The following is a 25,058-nucleotide window of genomic DNA, read 5'->3' on the forward strand; positions in this document are numbered from 1 at the left end:
TATTAACCTCAGTCACCTGCCCCATGCAAAAACTGTTTTTCAACTTTCAACTCGCCCTCGAAGGCGTTGCGGCTAACCGGTTGCGGGCTTTCCTGACCGCTCTGGGTATCGTCTTTGGTGTCGCGGCCGTAATTGCGATGCTTGCCATCGGTACCGGCGCGCGGGAAACCATCCTTGCTCAGATGCGCCTCATCGGGGCCAACAACATCGTCGTTACCAGCCTCACCGAGGCTGCCGACGATGAAGAAGCCGAAGAGGCCCAGTCTGCCGGCCAGGACAAAAACACCAAAAAGTGGTCTCCGGGCCTGACGCTGGGCGATGTCCGGGCCATTACATCTATCCTTCCCGGCGTAACTGCCACCAGCCCCGAGATTGTGCTTCCCACCACCATCATCCGGGACGGTAAGATCGGTAAAAGCCGGGCGGTGGGGGTTACCAATGCATTCTTCGAACTCAACAACCTGGGCCTTGAGCGGGGAACGATGTTCCACAGCCTTCACCAGCAACGGGGTGATCCGGTCTGCATTATCGGGCAGGACATTCTGCGGAAGTACTTCAGCGCAGGGAACCCGATTGGCCAACGCATTAAATGCGGCAACACCTGGATGCGAATCATCGGAGTGCTGGAGCGACGCATCGCGAAAGACGAACAACTCGAAAACCTTGGCATCCGGGACTACAATCAGGACGTCTACGTTCCGCTACAAACAGCGCTGATTCGCTTCAAAGACCGCAGCTACGCCCACCTGACCAACATCGGCCGCAGCAACAACAACCAGAAGGCCGAAAACTACCATCAGCTCGACCGGCTGGTGATCAGAGTAAACAAATCTGAAGAGCTCCTTGCTACCTCCAACGTAATAGCCCGTGTGCTCAAGCGCCGGCATCAGGGCGTGCTTGATTATGAAATGGCCGTTCCCGAGAAAATGCTCGAAGCGCAGCAGCAAACACAAGACACCTTCAACAAAGTACTCGCCTTCATTGCCGGTATTTCCTTGCTCGTTGGTGGCATCGGCATCATGAACATCATGCTGGCCTCGGTGCTTGAGCGGACAAAAGAGATCGGTACCCGTCGCAGCCTGGGCGCAACCCAGCAGGACATTGTACAGCAATTTTTGCTGGAGGCCATCTTCATCAGTCTCCTCGGCGGCATCAGCGGCATCATTGTCGGCGTAGGCGCAGCACAGTTTATTGCGGCCAATTACGACATCCCGACCGAAGTGTCGCTCTGGAGTGTACTCCTTTCCTTCGGGGTAGCTTCGGTTATCGGCCTCGTATTCGGACTCTTCCCCGCACAGCGCGCGGCAAAACTCGACCCCATCAAAGCCCTTCGTTCAGACTAGCCCGCACAATGCACGCTCGGCGTGCGAGCTTGAAACCCCGCAGCCAGAGGCTACACCGTAAGCTCGCACACGGAGTGTGCACCCACCCGGCACAACCAGAAAACCCAAGCCCATGCGTTCCCTTACTTTGCTGTTCCTGTTCTTTTTTTGCACCTGCGTCAGCGCCCAAAAAACCTATGTCTTAACCCTGGAGGAAGTGGTGGAGATTGCCCGCAGCGAGTCTCCCGACATGAAACTTGCCGAAACCCGGCTCAACAACAGCCTCTGGCAATACCGCTCGTTTCAGGCCGATTACAAACCGCAGATTAGTCTCGACGCCACGCTGCCCGGCCTCAACCGTTCCATCGAGCCCATTACGCTGCCCGACGGCAGCGAAGATTTCGTGAGCCGGGCTTTCATGCGCAATTCGGTCAACCTTTTTCTCTCCCAACCCATCACGGCCACCGGAGGACAAATTTTCCTCACCACCGGTCTGCAGCGCCTCGATGTATTCGAGACCGACATCAACGCAGGGTCACTGTCTTACCTCTCCACACCGGTTTCCATCGGCTTCACCCAGCCCCTGCGGACTTACAACGACCTGAAATGGCGGCAAAAAACCGAACCGTTGCGTTATCAGGAAAACAAGCGTCAGTTCAACGAAGCGAAGGAACAGGCAGCAGCTACCGCATCGAACCTGTTCTTCGACCTCCTCATCGCTCAGCTAACCCTGGAAGCAGCCAACAAAAACAAAATCAACGCCGACACCCTCTACGAAATCAGCCAGGGCCGTTATTCCGTTGGCCGCATCGCCGAAACCGACCTATTACAGATTGAGCTGAGCGTCATGAACGCCAACGCCTCGCTCGCCAGCGCCAACCTGAACGCACAAACGGCCAACGAGCAGCTGCGCAGTTTCCTTGGGATTACGACCAATGCCGAATTCCAACTCATCCCGCCCGACGGCATACCGACCAATACCGTTGACCCCGAAATGGCCCTGCAGCACGCCCTCCAGAATCGCAGCCTCATCCTCGCCTTCGAACGGCGGGTGCTGGAAGCCGAAGCCGAACTGGACCGCGCGGTAAAAAGCAACGGCTTTCAGGTTGACATTAACGGGCAGTTTGGCCTTTCCGGAACGGGAAAAAGCCTGGACGGAGCCTACAACGGGCTCATCGATCAGGAGGTGGTTACCCTGGGGATTCGTGTTCCGATCGCAGACTTTGGCAAGGCCCGCAGCCGCATCGAGGTTGCCCGGTCGAACCAGGACCTGGAGCGGCTCAACATATCTCAGGAGAAAATCAGCTTCGAACGGCGCATCCGTTTGCAGGTGCAGCAGTATGACCTGCTGCGCAACCAGGTTGCTCTTTCTGACCGGGCCTACGAGGTTTCCATCCGCCGCGAAGAGATCACCCGCAAACGCTACCTGATCGGCAAACTGAGTGTGACCGAGCTCAACCTGGCCGTGCAGGAAAAAGACGCGGCCCGGCGGCAATACCTCTCCAGCCTGCGGGATTTCTGGATCGGGTATTACGAGCTCCGTCGGCTTACCCTCTTCGATTTCGTTACGGGAGAAAAGTTGGTGGCGGAGTAATTTTTTTCCTGCGCGGACGCAGGTGCAGAAACAGTTATGCTGCCGCAATGAACCCCTCCAAAACAAAGAAGCCCCGCAACCATTGCTGGTTGCGGGGCTCTGTTCTTCAGCCTTCAGGCTGAGCGGTATCAGCTCAAACGCTCGAAGATGCCGGCAATACCCTGGCCACCACCAACACAGGCGGTAACCATTCCGTACTTCTGATCGCGGCGGCGCATCTCATCCAGCAACTGGATGGTCAGTTTGGCTCCCGTACAACCCAGCGGGTGACCCAGAGCAATGGCCCCACCGTTGGGGTTCACCGTTTCGGGATCGATGCCCATCGTCTTGATCACGGCCAGCGCCTGGGTGGCGAAGGCTTCGTTGAGTTCTGTTTGCTGGATGTCCTGAAGTTTCAGTCCGGCACGTTCCAGAGCTTTCGGGATCGCTACACAGGGGCCGATGCCCATGTAAAGCGGATCAACACCACCTACGGAGCAGCTCGCCAGGCGGGCGATTGGCTCCAGGCCCAGCTTCTTCACCATGCGCTCGCTCATCACGAGGGTAAAGGCGGCCCCGTCGGAAGTCTGGCTGGAGTTACCGGCAGTAACCACACCACCTTGCTCGAACACAGCGCGCAGACGGGCGAGGCCTTCCATGCTTGTGCCACGGCGAACGCCTTCGTCCATCGCAACGGTATGGCTTGACTTCACCATTTTGCCGTCCTTCACGAACACGTCTTCTACTTCAACCGGAACGATCTGGCTGTCGAAGTTACCAGCGTCAATACCGGCAGCAGCTTTTTCGTGGCTGCGTACGGCAAAGGCGTCGGCTTCCTCGCGGGTTACGTTGTACTTTTTGGCAACGGCTTCGGCCGTTTTACCCATACTGACGTGGTAGTTGATGTTGTCCATCGTGGCCTTGTAGCTTGGGCTGAGCTTGTATCCCGTCATCGGGATCTGGCTCATGCTCTCGGCTCCGCCGGCGAGGTAGATGTCCCCGAAGCCTGCTTTGATCTTACCCACCGCCATAGCGATAGACTCGAGACCAGAGGCACAGTAACGGTTGATGGTAATACCCGGCACTTCTTTACCGAGTGCGCGGGCAGCGATGAGGCGACCGACCTGAAGGCCCTGCTCCCCTTCCGGGTTGGCGCAGCCAACGATCACATCGTCGACCAGTTTAGGGTCCAGTTCGGGCACCGTGCTCATCAGGTGCTTGATTACGTCCACGGCGAGATCGTCGGAACGGTAGTTTTTAAATCCTCCTTTTTTGGCGCGGCCAACGGCGGAGCGGTATCCTTTTACTATGTAAGCTTCCATGATTGGTGCTTTAATTGTTGAGTTGAGGGGATGTTAGAAACTAGGAACTAGAAACTAGGAGCTAGTTGCCAGCCCTACTAGTTCCTGGTTTCTAATTCCTAAGTGGCTTATTGTTCTGCAGTGTGTACTGGATCCGTTCCAGGGTCTTCTGGTTGCCCAGCAGACTGAGGAAGGCCTCACGTTCGAGGTCCAGGAGGTACTGCTCGCTTACCAGAGTGGTCTGGGTAAGCTCGCCACCACAGAGGATGTTGGCTACGTGGCGGGCCACAACGCCGTCGTATTCGGAGATGTATTTACCGAGCTTGAACTCATTGATCGCCGTGTAGAGGGCGGCCAGTCCGGCACGGCCAAGAACAGTGATGTCTTCGCGGATGCTGGGTGCTACGTACTCACGGGAGAGTTCAAGCACCTTACGCTTGGCTTCGCCGATGTTGCGCTGGAGGTTCATCTCTACGAAGTCTTTGCCCTCAATGAGGTATCCGTAGTCAAACGCTTCGGAGGCTGAGGTAGAGACCTTCGCCGTTGCGATCGTCTGGAAGGCATCGATGAGGGTTGGCATCATAACGTCGCCTTCGAAGAACTTGTCGGACGCACGCAGGGCGAGTTCCTTCGTTCCGCCGCCGCCGGGGATGAGACCTACTCCTACCTCCACGAGGCCGATGTAGCTTTCTGCGGCGTAAACGCCCGCATCGGCGTGCATTGCAATTTCGCAACCACCACCGAAGACGTACCCCTGAGTGGCCACCACAACGGGAACCTTACAGGTCTTGATTTTCATGTTCAGCTGCTGGAAGCCATCGATGAGTGCATCGAGTTCGGTGAACTGTTGCTGCATCGCCATCATCCCGACGTTCATCAGGTTAGCTCCTACGGTGAAGTTTTTGGCGTTGTTGCCAATCACGATACCGGCCCAACCTTCTTCTTCCGCCTTATCGATAGCGTCGGAAATAGCCTGGCCGATGGCGTCGTCGATGGAGTTCGACTTAGAGGTAAACTCTACGCACATTACACCGTCGCCGAGGTCGTGAACCGTCGCAGAATCATTCTTGATGATCGGTGCGTTCTCCCGCAGGGTGTCCAGTATGATGTAGTTCTCGAGGCTCGGCACTGGCTTGTAGCCCTTACTTGCCTGGTCGTAGTACAGCCGCTTACCGCCTTCTACTTTGTAGAAAGAGTCGTGGCCGGCCTTTTGCATTTCGCTGACCCAGCCGGCGACTTTACTGCCGGTTTCTTCGATCATCTTGATGCCTTCGGCGAGGCCGATCTGATCCCAGGTCTCGAAGGGGCCGTATTCCCAGAAATAGCCGGTCCGCATCGCGTCGTCGATGCTGTACAGGTCGTCTGCAATTTCTGGTACACGGTTAGCGGAGTAAGCGATGAGGCCAGCGTAGTATTCGCGGAGGAATTTGCTCTCCCGGTCGTCTCCACCAACGATGGTCTTCATCCGCTGCCCCATATCGTCGATCATCTTAGCCTTACCGATCGGCAGGCGCGGACGCGTAGCGGGAGCGTACTCCAACGTTTTGAGGTTGAGCGCGTGGATGATGGATTTACCCTTCTCATCGCGCTCTTTTGTCTTTTTGTAGAAGCCCTGACCAGACTTATTACCGAACCACTTCTGGTCAAGCAGGTGCGCCATGAACTCAGGCTGCTTCTTGCCTTTTACTGATTCGATGTACTCATCGTCGGAAACGTTTTCCATTACGAAGCCAGACACTTTAGCACTGGTATCGATGCCCACGAGATCCTGCAGGCGGTAGGTTGCCGTGTTTGGCCGCCCGATGAGAGAACCGGTGATTGCATCAACTTCCTCGATCGTCATATCGTACTTCACCGTAAGGTCCATCATCTGGACGCCAGACATTACGCCGATGCGGTTACCGATGAAGCCGGGAGTATCTTTACAAAGTACGGTTTGCTTACCGAGATAAACATCGCCGTAGTGCATGAAGAAGTCCACTACGCCCTGGTCGGTTCCTTCGTGGGGAATCACCTCGAAGAGGCGCAGGTAGCGCGGCGGGTTGAAGAAGTGCGTACCACAGAAGTGCTTCTGAAAATCTTCAGAACGACCTTCGGCGAGCATCTTGATCGGGATACCGGAAGTGTTGGAAGTAACAAGGGAACCGGCTTTGCGGTACTTGTCTACCTTTTCAAAAATCTGCTGCTTGATGTCGAGCCGCTCGATCACTACCTCGATGATCCAGTCGCAGTCACCGATTTTTTCGAAGTCATCGTCAAAGTTTCCGGTGGTGATGTGGCTGGCAAAGTCTTTCTTAAACAGCGGAGCTGGTTTAGATTTTATGGCTGTGGCCAGTGCACTAACAGCTTGGCTGTTGCGCTTCACGGGGTCTTTTTTCTCTTCGTCGGAGAGGTTAAAGGGGACGATATCCAGCAGGAGTACGTCGAGTCCGATATTAGCAAAATGGCAAGCGATGCCAGAGCCCATAACGCCGGAGCCTAGTACGGCGACTTTCTTTATTCGGTGTTGCATGATGATGGTTGTATAAATGTAGTAACGCTACGAGTTGACAATGAGTTATATCAATTTAGCGAATTTTCGCTGGCGAAGATAAGGAGTTATGGCCCAACAGTCAAATACTCCTGCAGTCAAACCGTCTCCGGGGGCAATAATATTGTGCGTTTCGCCCGGTTGAAGCGGGAATAGTGCGACAATCCCGCAGGGAGCAAACCAGATTGTCGCGGCTCCTTCCCAGGGTAGCGATGCGGGGAGGGGTTGAGCGACAATCTGGTTTACGACCCATCCCACACAGGGGAGATATACGGGCGCGGCCGCGGGTGCAGAGGATGCTTTCAGGGAGCGACCGCGGGACTGTTCACCGTGCGTTGGGTCTAGGAATGATCTCGCTGTGGCACAAGTTGAGAGGAGGGAAGAACTTTGCCTTAAAACCGTTTTTTCACCTGCGCTCGCGCCTTATTACTGTACTAATAATCAGCCAGGTAAACTTTTATCTGCCCTGAAATCGTTATATTTACCACTCAAAGCTTTCAATCATGGCTAAACAGAGCCAACTACTAAGTCGGGTTATTGATGTTCTTTCGGACTTTCCCTCTCCGGAAGCTGTGATGGAACTTTGCACCAACCCGGCAGAGGAAATCCGTTTAAATGAGCTTTCCGTCAGGAATGAAGCCGGGCTTCTTTCCTTTGAAGAAAAAATTGAATTAGAACATTACCGCGTGGCAGAACACATGGTGCGCATGGCCAAAGCCCGTGCTTACCGCCGCCTGATGAAAGCCTGATTAGCCGTAGCGCTGAAGCATCTGTGTTAAAATTTTGATTTTCCAGGAGTACCCAGCGTGAGCAAAACCTACATCCCCGTCATCCTTCGCCGTCAAATTACCGAAGCAGCCGACAATTGCTGCGAGTACTGTAGAGTGCCCCGGGCCGTCGCTTTTGCCAGTTACCATATCGATCATATTATCAGCGAAAAGCAGGGCGGAGAGACCGTATTCGGCAATCTTGCCCTGGCGTGCAGGCTTTGCAACCTCAGTAAGGGAAGCAGCATCGCTGCCTGGCACGAGTTCCAGGAATCCCTCATCCGGCTGTACAACCCAAGAAAAGACGCCTGGCATAATCACTTTAATTTCCGTCCTTCCGGACTGATCGTTGCGCGCACTGAAATCGGACTCGGAACCATAAAGGTGCTCAACCTCAACGACCTCAACCGGGTAAGTTCGCGCGGGGTGCTCATCGACGCGGGGATTATCGAAGCCAGCTGATTTTTTCGAGGAGAACTAACCCTGTAAAGCGCCTACCCTAAAAGGCGGAAAACCCGATTATCTGTCGTATACCAACAAGATACCCTTGCCCCCTGTGCCGCAAATATGGCGTAACTTGCACCGATCTTTAGTAAACCTGAATCGACATGTTTTTACGTCTGTTAACGCTACTGGTAATTGCCGGTATTTCCTCCGTCTTTTCTGCCTGCCAGCAAAGTACTCCTGCCCTGGAAGACATCCTGAAAAGCCCGGTTGAGGTGAGGCTAAACCCCTACGACCGGGTTCCGCTGAGCGCCATTCTCCAGATCAGAACCGAGAAACCCTGCAGTGTTTCAATCACCGTTCCGGGTGAAACGCCTCTGGTACAAACGTTCTCGGACCACCTCAACTTCCGGGAAGTTCCGGTTTTGGGTCTTTACCCCGGCCAGGAGAACAAACTCGGGATTGTGCTCACTACCGAAGATGGTGAAGTATTTGAAGGGACCACCTCCGTAACCACAGCAGCGCTGCCCGCCGGCTTCCCGACCATAGACGTGACAACCCTGAAACCAGACCGGATGGAAGATGGGTTCCACCTCGTTGAACTGCTGCTCGCCAACAACGGCAAGTTCCTGCCCTACACCTTAATGTTCGACGATCAGGGCGTGATCCGGTGGTTCATGGACATGAGCGAGCAGGGACAAATCTCTTATACCACCTACCGCCTCAGAAACGGGAATTGGTTATACCTCAACTGGATCAAACTACTCGAAGTCGATGACCTCGGTAAAACCATCCGGGAAGAACAGATGTGGGGCAACGCCGGCAACCATGAGATCATCGAGATGCCCAACGGGATGCTGCTGATGGGCGGATCGAAGAAAGACAGTTACGTGATGAGCGAAGGCCGCAAGGTCCCTACCCGCTTCGACCACGCCGTCATCTGGGACCGGGTCACCGGTCGCACAGCCAAGGAATGGGACATGCGCAAGTACCTTAAAGTGGACCGACAGATTTTCCCGGCAGATTACGGCATGGACCCAGCAACCGACTGGTTCCACGTCAACTCGATCGCGATGAGCCTGCAGGACAACTCAGTGCTTGTCTCCGGACGAAATCAGGGTGTGGTAAAAATCGGTCCGGACGACGGCCTGCGCTGGATTCTGGCTCCGCACGTTGCGTGGGGGCAGGCCGGTTTTGACGGCAAAGGCCTCAACACCACCGATTATCTGCTGGCTGCTGCCAACCCGGCCGGCGAGCTCTACCCCGGAGAGGTCCAACAAGGAAAGGTCTCTGCCGAAGACTTCGACTGGCCCTCCGGCCAGCACGCACTTACCGTTTTGCCCAACGGCAACCTGCTGTTGTTCGACAACGGCCTGCGCAGAAACTATGAAGCAAAGCCGACTTACTCGCGTGCGGTTGAGTATAAAATCGATGAAGCCGACCGGACCATCACTCAGGTGTGGCAATATGGAAAAGAGCGGGGCATGGATCTTTTCTCCCCCATCACCAGCGATGTTGACGCACTCCCCAATGGTAACCGCCTGATCACTTCCGGAAACATCCGGGCGAGCGGCAAACCCGGCCACGGAAAGATGGTGGAAGTCACCTACCCCGACAACGAAGTTGTTTTCGAGGCCGACATCTACTTCAAAGACGCACTCGGCTCCGGCGAGAAAAGCTGGGGACAATTCGACATCCTTTTCCGCGGAGAGCGGTATTCTTTACTCAATAACGAATAAGCAGCCGGTTCGGGCTGCTGCCTTATGCATCCGGCACAGCAAAAAAGTCAGTTGGCGCCAGCCCAACAAACCCTCTGTAACCTTACGCTCTCATTAGGGTGTGAGTGACACCACTAACTCTCTTTTCTTTCCTGACACTACGTACATCTCAGGGCCAAACAAACTCAAATGTCATTGAAAATACTTGGTGTGGGAGCTCCCCGCACCGGAACCTCATCCCTTAAAGTTGCCCTCGAAATGCTTGGCTACGGCAAATGTGCCCACATGCAGGAGCTGTTCGGCAACCCCACCAAAACCAGTCAATGGGAGCAGTTCTTTGAGACGGGCAAAACAGATTTTCCGGACCTCTTTGATGGTTACCAAAGCAGCACAGATTTTCCCGGCTGCCTGATGCATAAAGAGCTCTCGGAACAGTACCCGGGGATGAAGTTTATCCTCACTCTCCGCGATCCCGAGGAGTGGTACGAGAGTGTGCTGCGGACGATCCACGCTGCGGTACCGCACAGCGCTGCGGCAAAAGAAGCAATGCGATTGAAGGGTGAGGCTTCGCCGAAATTCAGGAGTATTGGCAATGCACTCGCCCTGGTAGAGAAGTATCTTTTTCAGCGGCACTACGCCGGAGAGTTCCTGAACAAGGAGGCAACAATCTCGCGTTACCTTGCTTTTCAAAACGAGCTCCGCACCTGCGTCCCCGCCCAAAATCTGCTCGAGTTTCGCATCAGCGACGGTTGGGAACCCTTGTGTGCTTTCCTTGGTGTTCCGGTTCCTGAGGAGCCTTTCCCGTTCAAGAACAAACGCAAAGATTTCCAGGAACAGATCGGAAAGATGATATCTGATGGCGGACAGTTAAGAATAAAGTAGCTGTAACAAAAAGGGGGCCATCTTCGTGTATAAATTGTCACCACTACTTTATGCACACCCCCACCCCCAAACCCGGCCTGTTTCAGAAAGGCCTTTTCGGACTGCTTGCCGCCAAAACGTTGCTCCACCTTACGGCCATTTTAAATGGTTATGGCCTGCACAGAGATGAATACCTCTACCTTGCCGAAGGCCATCACCCACTGTGGGGATACATGGAGGGGCCGCCCGTAATCGGCTGGGTGGCAGGCATCAGTCAGCTCATTTTTGGCGGGACGATATGGGCGGCAAAAATTCCTGTGCTTATAATTGGGCTGCTCAGCCTGTGGTTGCTCTGCGAGATGGTCAGAGAACTGGGCGGCGGGAAGCACGCCCAACTGATTGCGGGCGCCGGTTGGTTGCTCTCGCCCGTATACCTGGGCTCTAATGCGTTGTTTCAACCCGTCAGTTTCAACCAGTTTTGCTGGCTTCTGACGGGACTCGCCCTGGTGCGCCTGATTAATTACCAACGCCCGAAAGACTGGTACATTCTCGGCGGAGTCGCAGGCCTCGGCCTGATGACTAAGTACAGCATCGTATTCTACCTCTTTTCCTTGCTGGCGGGCCTGCTGCTTACCGAGCAACGCTCCCTGCTTCGCAGCAAACACCTGTGGCGGTCTGTCGGGATTGCGCTGGTCATGTGGTTACCGAACCTGTGGTGGCAGTTCAATCATGGATTTCCGGTGATGGCACACATGCAGGAATTGTCTGAAACACAGCTGGTGAATATGTCGGCGATGGATTTTCTCGTCCCCCAATTTCTGTTCCACGCGCTCGGAGTCCTGATCTGGCTACCGGGTTTGGTTTACCTCATCCGGTCGAAGCAACTCAGGCCTTACCGCTCTCTGGCCTTCGCTTACATCATTTTAATTGCGCTCTTACTACTGCTGAACGGAAAAGCGTACTACACCTTTGGGGCCTACACTTCTCTCTTCGCAGCAGGTGGCTGTTACTGGGCTCAACGCCTGGGAGAGAAAAGCTGGTGGGTGGTGTTACCGCTGGCAGCCAACTTCATCCTCATACCATTCGGTTTACCGGTACTGCCTGTGGATAAAATGCAGCAGTACAGCATTTTCACCCGCGACAACCTGGGAATGACCGCCGGGCTGCGCTGGGAAGACGGTACTGTACGTGATCTCAGCCAGGACTATGCCGATATGCACGGGTGGGAGGAAATGGTAGCAAAAGTAGCTGAGTTTTACCACCAACTACCACCGGAAGAACAGGCTACCTGTATGATCGAGGGTGGCAATTACGGACACGCCGGGGCGCTGAGCTTCTTCCGCCATAAGTATGACTTACCCGAAGCGGTTTCGTTCGATGCCAGCTTTCTCCTCTGGGTTCCTGAGCAGGTTGAATTTGACCGACAGATTATTCTCGACGATAGTCCGCAGGGACCATCCGACTACTTCTCCGTTGTCAGCCTGATCGACAGTACCCATACACCTTATGCCAGGGAAACCGGTTTCATCTACTACCGCAAGCAGCCAAAAACCGATGTTTCTCAGGCATGGACAGATATTGTGCGTGCCCGCAGGGCCGCACAACTAGGAGAATAAGAACTTAAGGCTTTTCCGGCCTTACAAGCTGCGAGTGCTCTCCTCCGCCGCCGGTTTCCCGGGAGGAGATTGGATTTGAGAGACACTCGTCAGCCTGCAGCGAAGCAAAGCTTTTCAGTTTGTCGTTGTACCTGGTTCCCGCGATGTAAATGTGAGAATGTAGAGTTATGCCATAATTCGGTCTGCGTAAAGAATTGGTTCCGGGTAGGCCTTTTTGAATGAGTACCTGATCACATCGAAAGCCGTAACCACTCCCTTCAGTTTACCGTCGAGATTAACGACAGGCAAAGTTTTGAAGCGGCGGTCCATGAACAATTCGGCAGCGGTGCCAACCTTGTCTTTTGGGGCCAGTTTAACGATGGATCTGGTCATGACCGTTCCTACGAGTTCCTCGGCACAATTGGGGTTGTTGCGGCAATTCTGCCAGAGGTCGTAGCTTGTAATCAGGCCTACTAGTTTGCCGTACTTGTCCACAACAGGCAGCTGTTGCAGGCGTTTTTGTTCCATTAGCTCCAGCACGTCGGCTACGTGCTGGCCTGGCGTCACCGTAGTGACCCTGGTGGACATAATCGTCCTTACTTCTTCGTTCATCATAAGCTCTATGTTTTGAATACGGATTACTATATGACTGTAATATACTGAATTTAGCCGTGTAAAGCAAATCATATTTTGAACGAGACCAAAGATGCAAAACAAGCTGAGCGCCAAAAAAAAAGGAAGGGCCGGTTTCCGTACTGGAAACCGGCCCTTCCCGGGTGGTTGCAAGGTAACTTGCCTCTTACTATCCTTTGAGTGCAGCAACCATCGTTTTGCCGATGTCTGCCGGGCTTTTTACTACGTGGATACCACACTCAGCCATAATCTTCATTTTGGCTTCGGCGGTGTCTTCATGTCCACCAACGATGGCACCGGCGTGACCCATGGTACGGCCCTTAGGTGCAGTCTGACCAGCAATGAAACCAACAACTGGCTTGGTTCCGTGCTCTTTGATGTAGTGTGCAGCGTCGGCCTCCATTGTTCCTCCGATTTCTCCGATCATTACGATGGCGTCGGTATCAGGATCTTCCATCAGCAGTTTTACAGCATCTTTAGTGGTGGTTCCGATGATGGGGTCGCCTCCGATTCCGATACAGGTGCTCTGGCCCATTCCGGCTTTGGTGATCTGATCTACCGCCTCGTAGGTAAGAGTACCTGAGCGGGAAACGATACCGATACGACCAGGGTTATGAATGAACCCAGGCATGATACCACATTTTGCTTCTCCGGGAGTCATTACGCCTGGGCAGTTAGGGCCGATGAGGGTACAGTCGTAGTCATCGATGAAGGAACGAACCTTCACCATGTCCTGAACGGGAATACCTTCAGTGATACAGATGATCACCTTGATACCTGCGGCAGCTGCTTCCATGATAGCGTCTCCGGCAAATGCCGGTGGAACGAAGATGACGGTGACATCAGCTCCAACTTTAGCTACAGCTTCGGCTACGGTGTTGAATACGGGGACACCTACGGCCTCCTGACCGCCTTTACCGGGTGTTACACCACCAACAAGATTGGTGCCGTATTCTTTCATCTGGCCGGCGTGGAAACCACCTTCTTTACCAGTGATACCCTGAACGATGATGTTTGAATCTTTTCTTACGAGAACTGCCATGTGGAGTTAGATTTTTTAATTTTCTGGTTGGTGGAGAAAGGTTTGCTCAGAACGATGGTTATTCAAAAGCCAGGCTTTCAAAAAACCTCCCCTGCCCCGAAAGCTATCGGAGACGGCTGTGCCCTGAAAAGCACCTGTGGAAATTTGACGCGAAGGTAAGGTTTGGAAGACGGCGCACAAAAAGTTATTGAGGGTGAACGTCCGGAATACAGAAATCCACGCATAAGTTTACTTACACGTGGAACTTATCCGGAAGAATGAATTAAGAATTTTACTCATCATCTTTCTCAACGATGATGAAAACATCCTCGTCGTCTTTCTGCATGAAGTAGCCTTCACGGGCAAAAGTCTCACGGTTCGTTTCCATATCCAGCTTTTCGGCTTCGGCCTCATCGATAAGGTCATCAAACCGGTCCAGGTCTCCCTCCAGTCGCTCTACGGTAGAATGAAGGCGGAACTGGGTGGAAATGTCGTGCCGGTCAATAAAAACCATAAAGAAAGTAAATGCGACTAACGCCAGGAAATAGCGATTGCGCAAATAGGGAGGAAGCTTGTTAATCAAATCCCCAACCGGGTCCTTTTTCTTTTTTAGTGCCATAGCGGATGCAAGATAGTCAAATAGTCAAACAACAGAGCTATCTGAAGCTCCTGGCCGCCAGCCTGTGCCTTCTGCTCTGGTCATTATTTGATCCACTCACTAATCAACTGCTTGACTACCTTTGGGCCATGGCAAGAGAAAGAGAAGACCTGGTATACGGCCGCCACCCCGTTCTGGAAGCGCTGGCCTCGGGCCGGCCCGTCGACAAGGTATTCCTGCAACAAGGAACACGTGGTGAATTCGAGAAAGAACTTCGCGGTCTGTGTAAACTGCACGAGGTGCCCTTCACTATTATCCCTCAGGCTAAGCTGGGGCGTATGACCCGGGGTAACCACCAGGGCGTAATTGCTCAGCTGGCCGCTGCAGCGTACCAGAAAACGGAAAATCTGCTGCCTCTGCTTTACGAACAGGGCCACACTCCCCTGCTCCTCTTGCTTGATGGAGTCACCGACGTACGGAACCTGGGGGCCATCGCCCGCTCGGCCGAAGTATGCGGAGCACATGGCATCATCATTCCGCAGAAAAACAGTGCCGGCCTTACGCCCGACGCCGTAAAATCAAGCGCAGGTGCCCTGCTGCGCCTTCCAGTGTGCCGCGAAAAAAGCCTTGTCAATACCGTAGAGCTCCTGCAAATGAGCGGAGTGAAAGTGATCGCTAGTGACCTCGCCGCTACAAAGTATCTCCACGAGCTTCAGCTGACCGAACCGCTCTGCATTGTGATGGGTGCCGAAGGCGAAGGGATTTCTCAGGGCGTAGCCCGGGCGGCCGACGTGACCTTCAAAATCCCCCAGGCAGGAACCCTCAACAGCTTCAACGTAAGTGTTGCGGCCGGTATCCTTTTGTTCGAAGCAATGAAGGCCAGAATGTAAGAAGAGGCCCGCATCTTTAAGGAAGCCAGCAGCCTCCGTTTCGGCAGGGCGCAGGCAGTACCCGGTCCCGCCCAAAACAAGCGTTCTTTCTGGTACCCGAGCAGTCCTTACTTTCTGTCCCTTACCTACTTATTACTGTCATATTCTATTTAGACCAACTCAAAACAAAAGATTTCCACATATATTTGCGTTTGCTACCAAATACTCTGATCATGCCCTTTCCCCGCAGCACCGCAGCTTCTCACTTTGTCGCCGGAATGTCCGGTACGATTGAGCGTTTCACGAATGAAAACCTTGCCTGTAAGTTGTTGGATATCGGTGTCCGGCCGGGCTCCCGCCTCCGGCTGGTTCGTAAAGGTCCCTTTGGTGGCAGCTGGTACGTTAAAATCGATCAGCAGTGCCTTGCTCTTCGCAAACAAGAGCTTGCCTGTATCCTTATTAAGTAGACAGCCCCAAAGCCAGCGAGGGAAACGCAAAGGTCAGATCACAAAAAAGTGCCCTGGCTATTGCTAACGAGTCTCTGGCATGTGCGTTCTGCGCTTCAATTTCTGCAATTTAATTCCTTCCCTTAATTGGCTAACCCCGGAACATCAGACTTTTCTATCACCTCGCCGGTCGTCGGCCTTGTTGGCAATCCCAACAGTGGTAAGTCATCGCTCTTCAACCTGCTTACGGGTTTACGACAACGCGTCGGCAACTTCCCCGGCGTTACGGTCGAGAAGAAGTCGGGGGTGATGAGAATCGAGAACCTGCCTCCTGTAGAGATCATCGATTTCCCAGGAGCTTACAGTTGCTATCCTACCAGCCTCGATGAGCGCCTCGTTGTTCAGGAGCTCACCAATCCTAAAGGAGACCTTTTCCCCGACGCCATCGTCTACGTTGCAGACGTTACCAAACTGGACAAGCATTTACTGCTATTCACCCAACTCCGCGACCTAGACCTCCCCATGATTCTCGTCCTGAACATGGCCGACCTCATCGAGGAAGAAGGCCTGCAAGTGGACGTTACCGGTCTTAGTCGCCGCCTCGGCGTTCCTGTAGTAGCGGTCAGTGCCCGGGCAAACAAAGGCGTAAGCGAATTAAAAAAAGCCATCGCCGATCTTTTGCGCAACCCGCAGGAGTTTCGCCCGGAAGAACCCTTTTACGAGCCGGGTGTACTCGCCCGCGACGTACTCGGTGATTTGCGCCAGGAACTTCCTGCCCGCAACGACTATCACGCACTCCTACTTGCCCACCACGCCAGCTGGCTCAAGCATGTTCCTGAAAAAACGCGGCACAAAGTCCAGGAAGCGAGGGTGAAAAACGGCTTTCACAGCCTACGGGCACAGGTGGAAGAAACAATGGAACGGTACGACACCTTCGAGCCCATCGTTCGGGACACCGTTCGCCGGGCAAAAAACAAGTCTTCTTTCAGCGAGCGCGTTGACGATATTCTTACCCACCGCGTCTTCGGCCCGATGATCTTCGTCCTCATCATGCTTCTTCTTTTTCAGGCGCTTTTTGCCTGGACCGGCTGGCCGATGGAGGGGATTGAATGGTTTTTCGAGACCCTGGGCAACACCGTCCGGGAAAACCTCTCTGAGGGCTGGTTTACCGACTTACTCGTGGATGGCATCATCGCCGGGCTCGGTGGGGTACTGGTGTTTGTGCCACAAATCGCTGCTCTTTTCCTCTTCATCACCATTCTTGAAGAAGTCGGCTATATGGCCCGGGCAGCTTACCTTTTCGACAGCCTGATGCAGCGGTTCGGGCTCAACGGCCGATCTGTGGTTGCCCTCATTAGCGGACACGCCTGTGCCATCCCCGCCATCATGAGCACCCGCACTATAGCCAACTGGAAAGAACGCCTGCTGACCATCATGGTCACCCCGCTCACGTCCTGTTCCGCCCGTATCCCGGTCTATGTTATCCTAATAAGTTTTGCAGTCCCGAAGGGGACCTTCTTCGGTTTCGGTTACCAGGGGCTGGCCTTTGCCGGGCTCTACTTCCTGGGAATCATCTCCGCAATGCTTTCTGCCCTGATCTTCAAACTTGTTCTCAAGAGCCGGGAGCGTAGTTTTCTGATGCTCGAAATGCCGGATTACCGTACTCCGGTATGGCGCAACGTAGGCATTACCGTCTGGCAAAAGGTCAAGAGCTTCATCATGGAGGCCGGTAAAATCATCCTGCTTATCAGCATTGTACTTTGGGGCTTGTCTACTTATGGTCCTTCAGGAGCAATGGAAGAGGCGCGGGCGCAGGTCCAAAAAACGGTTGAGGAGCAAGGACTCAGTGACGACGACGCTGCCGATCTTCTCGCAAGTGAACAACTCGAAGCCAGCTACGCCGGACACGTCGGTAAGTTTATCGAGCCCGTCATTCAGCCACTTGGTTACGACTGGAAAATCGGTATCGCACTCTTCACGAGTTTTGCTGCCCGCGAGGTTTTCGTTGGCACCATGGCCACTATTTACTCCATCGGCAGCGCTGATGATGAGTTGCGCATCCGTGACCGTATGGCCGAAGAAATCAATCCCCGCACCGGCGAACAGGTCTACAACCCAGCGACGGCATGGAGCCTACTGGTCTTTTATGTCTTCGCAATGATGTGCATGTCTACGCTCGCGGTCACCAAACGGGAAACCGGCGGTTGGAAATGGCCGGTCATTCAGTTTACTTTCATGACGGCGCTGGCTTATGTTTCGGCGATGGTGGTTTACCAGGTATTAAGCTAAGGCGGCAAAGCAGCCTCCGGATGCGATACCTCGCCTACGTAAAAAGCACACACCAGCGCGTAGCCTCGCACTTCACGGAACATCACAATACCGCAACACGATCGGAGAGGGTGCGGACCGCTTCCTCCCGGAGGGTGCGGCGACCAGCTTACCAGTGCTTGGCCACGTAGGGGTAAGTCATCTGGTATTCATCCTTCACCATTGACACCAGGCGATCACGCAGTTTATCCATGTTCTCGCGGGTATGGGCTGAAATCAGAAGAGCTTCATTCTGGAATTCGCTTTCCAGACTTTTGCGCAATCCTTCTTCTACTTCCTCGCGGCCTTCCTCATCGAGGTAAAGGTCGTAGTTCCGCTCACGGAAAAGATCGATTTTATTAAAGACGAGCACGGTTGGTTTCTGGTCAGCTCCAAGTTCTTTGAGCAGCTCCTGGACGGTCCGTATCTGGTCTTCGTGCGCGGGGTGGGCTACGTCTACTACGTGCAGGAGGATGTCGCTCTCGCGTACCTCATCGAGGGTAGACTTAAAGCTTTCAACCAGGTGGTGAGGTAGTTTACGGATGAACCCTACCGTATCGGTCAGGAGGAAAGGGACGCCTTCGTAGGCGACCTTCCGCACAGTCGTGTCGAGGGTTGCGAAGAGTTTGTTTTCGGCGAAGACATCCGACTTGGTGATGAGGTTCATCAAGGTAGACTTGCCGACGTTGGTGTAACCCACCAGGGCTACCCTGACCATTGCATCGCGGCCCTTGCGTCGGGTTTCCGCTTGCTTATCGATCTTGATCAGGTCTTTCTTCAGTTTGGAGATTTTATCGCGGATGATCCGGCGATCCGTCTCGATCTCGGTTTCACCCGGCCCGCGCATCCCGATACCACCACGCTGGCGCTCAAGGTGAGTCCAGAGTCCGCGCAGGCGGGGCAACATGTACTGCATCTGGGCAAGTTCGACCTGGGTTTTGGCCTGGGCGGTTTGGGCACGTCTCGCAAAAATATCCAGAATAAGACTTGAGCGGTCGATGATTTTCACCTTCATGCGTTCTTCAAGAACGCCGTTTTGCTTTCCGCTGAGGTCATCATCAAAGATGACCATCGTTACTTCTTCGTGGTTTTTCACGTACTCGGCGATCTCGGCTGCTTTACCGCTACCGACAAAGGTTTTGTTGTCGGGGCTGTCCAGCTTTTGGGTAAAACGCTTAACGGTTACTGCACCTGCGGTGAGCGCCAGAAACTCCAACTCGTCGAGGTATTCAGCTACCTGCTCTTCGGTTTGGTTGCGCTTGATCAGCCCCACCGTTACCGCGTATTCCGTTTCTTTTTTAAGGCCAGATTGTTTTTGCCCTAAGTTCCATTCGTTTGCCATATGTGTAGGTAACAATAGAAATAAGTCGCAAGTTTTCTTTTGCTTCTCCTTTGCGCTCCGTGGAGCACAACTCGTTGGTTATTACTTTGCCGAAAACCTTCCTTCGCACCTGCGGCCGCGCCCGAGAAAGCCGCTGCCATCAAGCAATCAGGCTGCTGCAATTTCTTGCAGCAGCCTGATTGTTACACTAAACGCTGAATGCTCTTACTGAGCAGCAGCCAGCAGGTTAGCCATATCCACTTTAGGGCCGATGAAGGCCGCGAGATCTTCGATCTTGATCCGGGTCTGCTCCAGTGTGTCGCGATCACGGACGGTAACGGTTCCTTTGTTCTCGCCTTCTTCGATGGTATCGAAATCGACGGTGATACAGAAAGGTGTACCTACCGCATCCTGACGGCGGTAGAGTTTACCGATGGCTCCGGTGTCATCGTACTGTACGTCGAAGCGGAAGCGGAGATCGTTGAAGATGTCTTTAGCGACCTTCACGATTTCCGGATTGTTACGCTTTAGCGGCATAATTGCAGCCTTGATAGGGGCCAGTGCAGGGTGGAGTTTCATGACATCGCGGACGTTATTCTCATCGTCCTGCCCGGGTACCGTTTCGGTACGCAGCGCGTGACTCATTGCGGCGAGGAAAAGGCGATCAGCACCGATGGATGTTTCGAGAACATAGGGGACATAACTCTCTTTCGTTTGCGGATCGTGGTACGTCATTTTTTTGCCGGATAGCTCCATGTGAGCACCGAGGTCGAAGTCGGTACGACTGTGAATACCTTCAAGTTCCTTGAAGCCGAAGGGGAAGTCGAACTGGATATCTACGGCTGCATCGGCGTAGTGTGCCAGGTTATCGTGGTCGTGGAAGCGGAGTTTTTCCTCCGGGTGACCAAGTGCACGGTGCCACTTCATGCGGGTCTCCTTCCATTTGTTGTACCACTCCATTTGGGTCCCTGGCTTGATGAAGAACTGCATCTCCATCTGTTCGAACTCCCGCATGCGGAAGATGAACTGGCGGGCGACGATCTCGTTCCGGAAAGCTTTACCAATCTGCGCGATACCGAAGGGTAGTTTCTGGCGCGTGCTCTTCTGCACGTTGAGGAAGTTGACGAAGATACCCTGAGCCGTTTCCGGGCGGAGGTACAGCTTGCCCTCCTCTCCTGCGATGTTGCCGAGCTGGGTGGAGAACATGAGGTTGAACTGGCGCACGTCTGTCCAGTCCGCCGCGCCGCTCTCCGGGTCTTTGATTTCCAGGTCGATGAGCATTTGCCGGAGCTCCTCCATATTGCCATCAGTCATGGCCGTAGCGAGACGCTTATTGATCTCTTCCATCTGACCCAGGTAACGCTTCACGTTGCCGTTGGTAGCGCGGAATTCGGCTTCGTCGAAAGCATCACCGAAACGCTTTTGGGCTTTGGCTATTTCTTTGTTCAGTTTGCCCTCGATCTTGGCTACGTGGTCCTCGATCAGTACGTCGGCGCGGTAGCGCTTCTTGCTGAGCTTATTGTCCACCAGTGGGTCGTTAAACGCATCGACGTGGCCGGATGCCTTCCAGGTTTTCGGGTGCATGAAGATCGAGGCATCGAGACCGACGATATTGTCGTGCAACTGCACCATCGAGCGCCACCAGTATTCCTTCAGGTTGTTCTTCAGCAACACACCAAGGGGACCATAATCGTAAGCGGCGGAGAGGCCGTCGTAGATTTCGGAGCTCTGAAAAACGAAGCCATAGTCTTTGGCGTGGGCGGTTAGCTTTTTGAAGTCGGCAAAGGTGGTAGCCATAAATTGATTCTTTTAATGGACCGCAAAGATAGTAAGTGAGTTGTTGAATTATCAGTTTCCTGAGCCAAGGGTAATTTGTGGCGCGCACCAAAGGGCCTTATTGCTTTCCCACGCTACAAACAAAGCCGTGCCAGACAGCATGCGTCAGGCCCGGTTCGTTCCATAGCAGCTAACGTGATTACCGGCATTTACCTCTCCGTCGCAGCTTACAGTTGGCGGTAAGGATGATTAGAGGTGGGCATCTATTTCTTCGAGCAACCATTCCTTGCTGGCCATCGATTTGGTTCCCAACACTTTTTGCTGCAGTTGCTTCATTCTTCTTTCGAATACTGATGGGTCCATGAAGGGCTTATCGAGCGACAGCCTGACCAATTCATTGAAGAACCTCAGAAAGAAAAACGCTGCTTTTCTGAAACCATCGCTCATATCTTTAAGCCGGGTGACATAGCCTTTGAAACTCTTCGTAAGGCTGAGCAGGCCTTCGTACTCTTCTGCTTTGTACATAGACCGAAACAAAATGAACCGCCCCCCCAGATAGTAAGTACTTTCTGAAATCGTGATCTGATTGAGAAGTTTCGTTGCCTCATCAAATTTCTCAGCCGTCATTCTAATAATGGCCAGGTTATAAGACATTACCTCTTTCTGCCTATTCTCAGGCAACTTGGACAGGTAAGTGTTCAGGACCGTCTCGGCAAAGTCTTCTTTCTTCATCCGGCACAGAACGGTTACACAATTTTTGAGAATCCATTCTGTAACCCTGACCTTGGGATACTTCATCAAAGTAACGATCAGTGTGTAGTAGTCTTTTTGCGCGTCATCATTCCCACTCATTATTTCTCCGGCAATTCTGTTGAAGAGCACCGACAGAACATACTTTATATCTCGTGAAGAAAAATCTCTGAAAATCTCTTCAACCCTACTAAAAATGAATCGATAACTGGAAGGTTCTTGCCTTTTTACGATCAGATAAAGGTTGTGATAAATTTTCTCCGCGAAAGAGAAAGGTTCTCCGCCAGTACGGTTTTCACGCAACTGTAAAATCTCACGATCCAGCTTATACAAAACAGCGCCGGATTCATAAGTAAGACTCGTTGCGTCCATATACAGCTTGTATTTTTCTATCAGGATGAACCCATCCAACTCTTGGTCATTCAAAGCAGTTTTCTCTGTGTATATCCGATTATATTTGTCCTCGTACCAGTCATAAATGACACGGTTATAGCGCAAATAATCATAACGAGCGTAAGTATCGTAAAGGACACTTTTTGTTACCAGGCGCTCGGTCTTCTTTTCTGCCCACTCTACATAAGACTCATTATTCGTTTCAACTGCCTGCTCCATGGCAAATAGTGCACTAAGGCGGGGGGTTGACCTCATGCGCAGAACAGCGAGGTATTCCTGATAAAACGACACAAGGTCTGACAGTCGATTCCTCACCTGAGAGGCGGAAACACCCAATGTCCGGGCCAGATCAGGGTTACCCGGCGCTGGCACGTCCGCCTTGAGCCTCGCCCGTATAATCTGCTTCACCAGCAACCAGAGTTGATAACTCTGACTCCCTTTCTTCACCTGAGAAAGCAAATACTTTTCAAACCCAAGGGCCTCGGTTGCTTCTATCGAGCAAAGCATTTCTACAGAATTCAAACTCAAAATTATGACAGCTTTCAAACTTAAACACCTAAAAACCAACACTATATCTAAAAAATGAGGTCTTTTTATTATTGCAATTTACAAAATTTAATTCAGTTGATCAATCCCTATAGCTCCTACCTTGCTATTCGGTTACGATTTAAACCTGACAGCTACAACTCTATTTATAAGCCTTACACCTAAAATTCTAGCAAGTACTCTCCAAGTGGTACTTTTCAGACAAAGTGTTGTTCAAATAGTGTTCTCTCAATTAAAGTGTTGTTCAAATAATGTCTTTTTAGTAATGAGCCGCTCCTTCTACACAAGGGGCGGCTTTTTTTGCTCCATTTGCTAAACACACCCTGCTCTTTTACCCGGCAAGTTCTCGTAAATACAGTCCACTACCTCCCGGATGAACACGAAGTGTTTGGTCGTATCCCCCTTAGGATGATTTTTGATGTTGTGCGGGAGTTCCAAAGTGTCGTCTTTTTCGTAGCCCCGGTAGCGGGCCAGCAGGTCTTCTCCGGAATGGGCATAAAGGAGAACAGGAACATCTTTGAGCCGTTGGTTGTGGGCCAGTTCTTCCGCAAACCGAATACCGGCAATGCGGTCCTTCTTTCCTTCTACGTTACGGGTTACATCAGATAGGATAAGATTGATACGTTCGGTTTCAGGCCCGTTTTTCCGGTTTTTGTGCAGCAACAACGCTCGTGCATCGTCGGAATTCTGGACGGTGTAAGTAAAGATATTGAGGCTGTCAAGAATTGCAACGGGCAAACCGTAAGTGAAGGCATCATCAATCCAGAGTACCTTATAGGCATCGGCGCGCTCACGCAGGTGCCTGATCCGTTTCATGAGCCTCGAGTCTTCGTGAATACCGAAGCTTGCCAGTTTCTCCGTAAGACCTTTCGATCCGGAGAGTTCCCACATCAATGGTTTGACGGACTGCAGCAGGCTGTTCCTGATCTGGTTTTTGTAATCCAGCCACTGGAAGCGCCGCAGAAAACTTGCAGCCGCCTCTGCCCCGCGTTCAAAAAGGCGGAGCTTGTCTGCGTCAGAGATAGCAAAATCGAGCCAGTTGAAGTCGTCGACATTAATGTGCTCGATCAATTCTTTGTACTCAGGATTCTGGACCAGAAACTCGTGGTCCCGCAGGTTGCGGACTCCATCGAAGATATTACCGACAAAACTAGTGATTCCGGTGGTCGGCTTGCTGGCCCTGCGGTCTGCGCCCAATTTAATCCCGATGGTTGGGCGATTAGGGATTTGATCCTCTTTATGGAAAAGATCAATCGGGAAGTTGCTCATTACGCCTCCGTCTACAAACAGGACTTCGCCGGGCAACTCGCCGTGGTAATTGGCACGATCTACCCAGTTCTTCCGGGTGGCTTCGTCGCTTTTATTCACCCAGCTGAGGTCCGCCCGAACGGGTTCGAAGAAGAAAGGGATCGACATCGACGCCCGCACGAAATCTGCGGGGTTCTGGCCCATCGGGTTTTCGTAGTAAAGGTCGGCCATGTCAGGGAAGTCGACTTTAGTCTGCGTAGTGATGTCTGCAGCAACGATGGCGATCTTGATGCCGAGCTCTTCGGCCGAGAGCCGGCGGCGCTCGTTGCCGTGATTGTCCATCATTATGAGTTCTTTCTCAAGACAGCGGATATTGTTTTCCAGCTCTCCCCAGCTTTTGTGAAACAACAAGCCTGACAGCCACCGGTGAAATTCCACTCCGGGGTTAACCCCCAGGTTATTGATCATTTCACTGGCGTTGCGGGAAGCATTCAGAAACAACATCGGGCTTATGCCCTCCGCCAATGACTTTACAAAAGCGCGGGCATCGGAGCCTCCGTCCACAAAGTCCATGAAATTTTTATCCGCTATTTTTTCGATTATTTTCAGGCTCTTCCGCGAGCTGGGGTGACCTGTATCGGCCATCAGCAGGGTGTTGATTGAGCCGGCGCTGGTACCTCCCAGGCTCAGAAAGCGGATGCCCATCTCTTCCAGAACGTAAGTAAAGCCAACCAGGGCAATACCGTGTACACCCCCGCCCTCTTGTACCAGATTGACGTACTGATTGCCCTCGTCGTCAAAAATATCGCTGAACCGGAAATCCTCAGGTCTTTTGGTGCGGTCTGCTTTGAGCTGGAGGACAATGTCTAAAACGCGCGAAGTATAGTTATGGGTGGTCATGGTGGTTTTTCTAAGGTTGCGTGAAGTTAACGATTTGTCAGATCTCAGACCCACCGTAGATACTACCTGCATTTGAACGTATAACTAACCATAAATTCGTATAATTGCCAGAAGCTTACAAGTTGATTTTGAATTATTT

The 25,058-nt window shown here is 52.7% G+C and carries 19 protein-coding genes; 10 read left to right on the forward strand and 9 right to left on the reverse strand.

Annotated features, from left to right (window positions below; translation table 11 throughout):
- Positions 1–23: 23 nt before the first annotated feature.
- Positions 24–1,343, forward strand: a complete 1,320-nt coding sequence (locus FUA23_RS15580) for an ABC transporter permease (RefSeq protein ID WP_147931682.1) — start codon at positions 24–26, stop codon at positions 1,341–1,343.
- A 112-nt stretch (positions 1,344–1,455) separates the two neighbouring features.
- Positions 1,456–2,916, forward strand: a complete 1,461-nt coding sequence (locus FUA23_RS15585; protein WP_147931683.1) for a TolC family protein — start codon at positions 1,456–1,458, stop codon at positions 2,914–2,916.
- 128 nt (positions 2,917–3,044) lie between these two features.
- Here the strand turns inward: FUA23_RS15585 and FUA23_RS15590 are convergent, their stop codons facing one another.
- Together FUA23_RS15590 and FUA23_RS15595 are read right to left on the reverse strand one after the other, a co-directional pair.
- Entirely contained in the window at positions 3,045–4,217 is a 1,173-nt protein-coding gene (locus FUA23_RS15590; RefSeq protein ID WP_147931684.1) for a thiolase family protein, read from the reverse strand.
- Positions 4,218–4,308: 91 nt separating this feature from the next.
- On the reverse strand, positions 4,309–6,708 hold the full coding sequence (locus FUA23_RS15595; RefSeq protein ID WP_147931685.1) for a 3-hydroxyacyl-CoA dehydrogenase/enoyl-CoA hydratase family protein: 2,400 nt from the start codon (positions 6,706–6,708) through the stop codon (positions 4,309–4,311).
- Between the two features lie 521 nt (positions 6,709–7,229).
- Here FUA23_RS15595 and FUA23_RS15600 point away from each other — a divergent pair.
- The 5 genes from FUA23_RS15600 to FUA23_RS15620 all read left to right on the forward strand — a co-directional run bounded on the left by FUA23_RS15600 (position 7,230) and on the right by FUA23_RS15620 (position 12,132).
- Positions 7,230–7,475, forward strand: a complete 246-nt coding sequence (locus FUA23_RS15600) for a hypothetical protein (RefSeq protein ID WP_147931686.1) — start codon at positions 7,230–7,232, stop codon at positions 7,473–7,475.
- Between the two features lie 57 nt (positions 7,476–7,532).
- Positions 7,533–7,955, forward strand: a complete 423-nt coding sequence (locus tag FUA23_RS15605; protein WP_147931687.1) for an HNH endonuclease — start codon at positions 7,533–7,535, stop codon at positions 7,953–7,955.
- Between the two features lie 146 nt (positions 7,956–8,101).
- Positions 8,102–9,676 carry an aryl-sulfate sulfotransferase gene (locus tag FUA23_RS15610; protein ID WP_147931688.1) on the forward strand — a complete coding sequence of 525 codons (1,575 nt, stop codon included), beginning with the start codon at positions 8,102–8,104 and terminating at the stop codon, positions 9,674–9,676.
- 168 nt (positions 9,677–9,844) lie between these two features.
- On the forward strand, positions 9,845–10,537 hold the full coding sequence (locus tag FUA23_RS15615) for a sulfotransferase family protein (RefSeq protein ID WP_147931689.1): 693 nt from the start codon (positions 9,845–9,847) through the stop codon (positions 10,535–10,537).
- A gap of 50 nt (positions 10,538–10,587) precedes the next feature.
- Entirely contained in the window at positions 10,588–12,132 is a 1,545-nt protein-coding gene (locus tag FUA23_RS15620; protein WP_147931690.1) for a glycosyltransferase family 39 protein, read from the forward strand.
- 165 nt (positions 12,133–12,297) lie between these two features.
- On the opposite strand, the gene FUA23_RS15625 is transcribed toward FUA23_RS15620, so the two are convergent.
- The 3 genes from FUA23_RS15625 to FUA23_RS15635 form a co-directional block, all read right to left on the reverse strand.
- Entirely contained in the window at positions 12,298–12,726 is a 429-nt protein-coding gene (locus tag FUA23_RS15625; protein WP_187271086.1) for a CBS domain-containing protein, read from the reverse strand.
- Between the two features lie 187 nt (positions 12,727–12,913).
- The gene (gene sucD / locus FUA23_RS15630) at positions 12,914–13,786 is read right to left on the reverse strand and encodes a succinate--CoA ligase subunit alpha (protein WP_147931692.1); all 873 of its coding nucleotides are present in this window, start codon (positions 13,784–13,786) and stop codon (positions 12,914–12,916) included.
- Between the two features lie 271 nt (positions 13,787–14,057).
- On the reverse strand, positions 14,058–14,324 hold the full coding sequence (locus tag FUA23_RS15635; protein ID WP_246144278.1) for an FtsB family cell division protein: 267 nt from the start codon (positions 14,322–14,324) through the stop codon (positions 14,058–14,060).
- A 188-nt stretch (positions 14,325–14,512) separates the two neighbouring features.
- On the opposite strand from FUA23_RS15635, the gene rlmB reads away from it, so the two are divergent.
- The 3 genes from rlmB (at position 14,513) to feoB (ending at position 17,967) form a co-directional block, all read left to right on the forward strand.
- Positions 14,513–15,253: a 23S rRNA (guanosine(2251)-2'-O)-methyltransferase RlmB gene (rlmB, locus tag FUA23_RS15640; protein WP_147931694.1), complete on the forward strand. Its 741-nt coding sequence runs from the start codon at positions 14,513–14,515 to the stop codon at positions 15,251–15,253.
- A 212-nt stretch (positions 15,254–15,465) separates the two neighbouring features.
- Positions 15,466–15,699: a FeoA family protein gene (locus FUA23_RS15645; RefSeq protein ID WP_147931695.1), complete on the forward strand. Its 234-nt coding sequence runs from the start codon at positions 15,466–15,468 to the stop codon at positions 15,697–15,699.
- 126 nt (positions 15,700–15,825) lie between these two features.
- On the forward strand, positions 15,826–17,967 hold the full coding sequence (gene feoB, locus FUA23_RS15650) for a ferrous iron transport protein B (protein ID WP_246144280.1): 2,142 nt from the start codon (positions 15,826–15,828) through the stop codon (positions 17,965–17,967).
- A gap of 148 nt (positions 17,968–18,115) precedes the next feature.
- On the opposite strand, the gene hflX is transcribed toward feoB, so the two are convergent.
- The 4 genes from hflX to FUA23_RS15670 form a co-directional block, all read right to left on the reverse strand.
- Positions 18,116–19,327, reverse strand: coding sequence for a GTPase HflX (hflX, locus tag FUA23_RS15655; RefSeq protein WP_147931696.1), 1,212 nt, complete (start codon positions 19,325–19,327; stop codon positions 18,116–18,118).
- Between the two features lie 204 nt (positions 19,328–19,531).
- Complete coding sequence (locus tag FUA23_RS15660; protein ID WP_147931697.1) at positions 19,532–21,103, reverse strand: glycine--tRNA ligase; 1,572 nt, start codon at positions 21,101–21,103, stop codon at positions 19,532–19,534.
- Positions 21,104–21,331: 228 nt separating this feature from the next.
- Entirely contained in the window at positions 21,332–22,747 is a 1,416-nt protein-coding gene (locus tag FUA23_RS15665; RefSeq protein WP_147931698.1) for an AsnC family protein, read from the reverse strand.
- A gap of 336 nt (positions 22,748–23,083) precedes the next feature.
- Positions 23,084–24,919 (reverse strand): patatin-like phospholipase family protein, encoded by a 1,836-nt coding sequence (locus FUA23_RS15670; RefSeq protein ID WP_187271087.1) that lies wholly within the window; start codon positions 24,917–24,919, stop codon positions 23,084–23,086.
- Positions 24,920–25,058: the final 139 nt, after the last annotated feature.

This window comes from Neolewinella aurantiaca, from assembly GCF_008014675.1.
GTDB lineage: Bacteria > Bacteroidota > Bacteroidia > Chitinophagales > Saprospiraceae > Neolewinella > Neolewinella aurantiaca.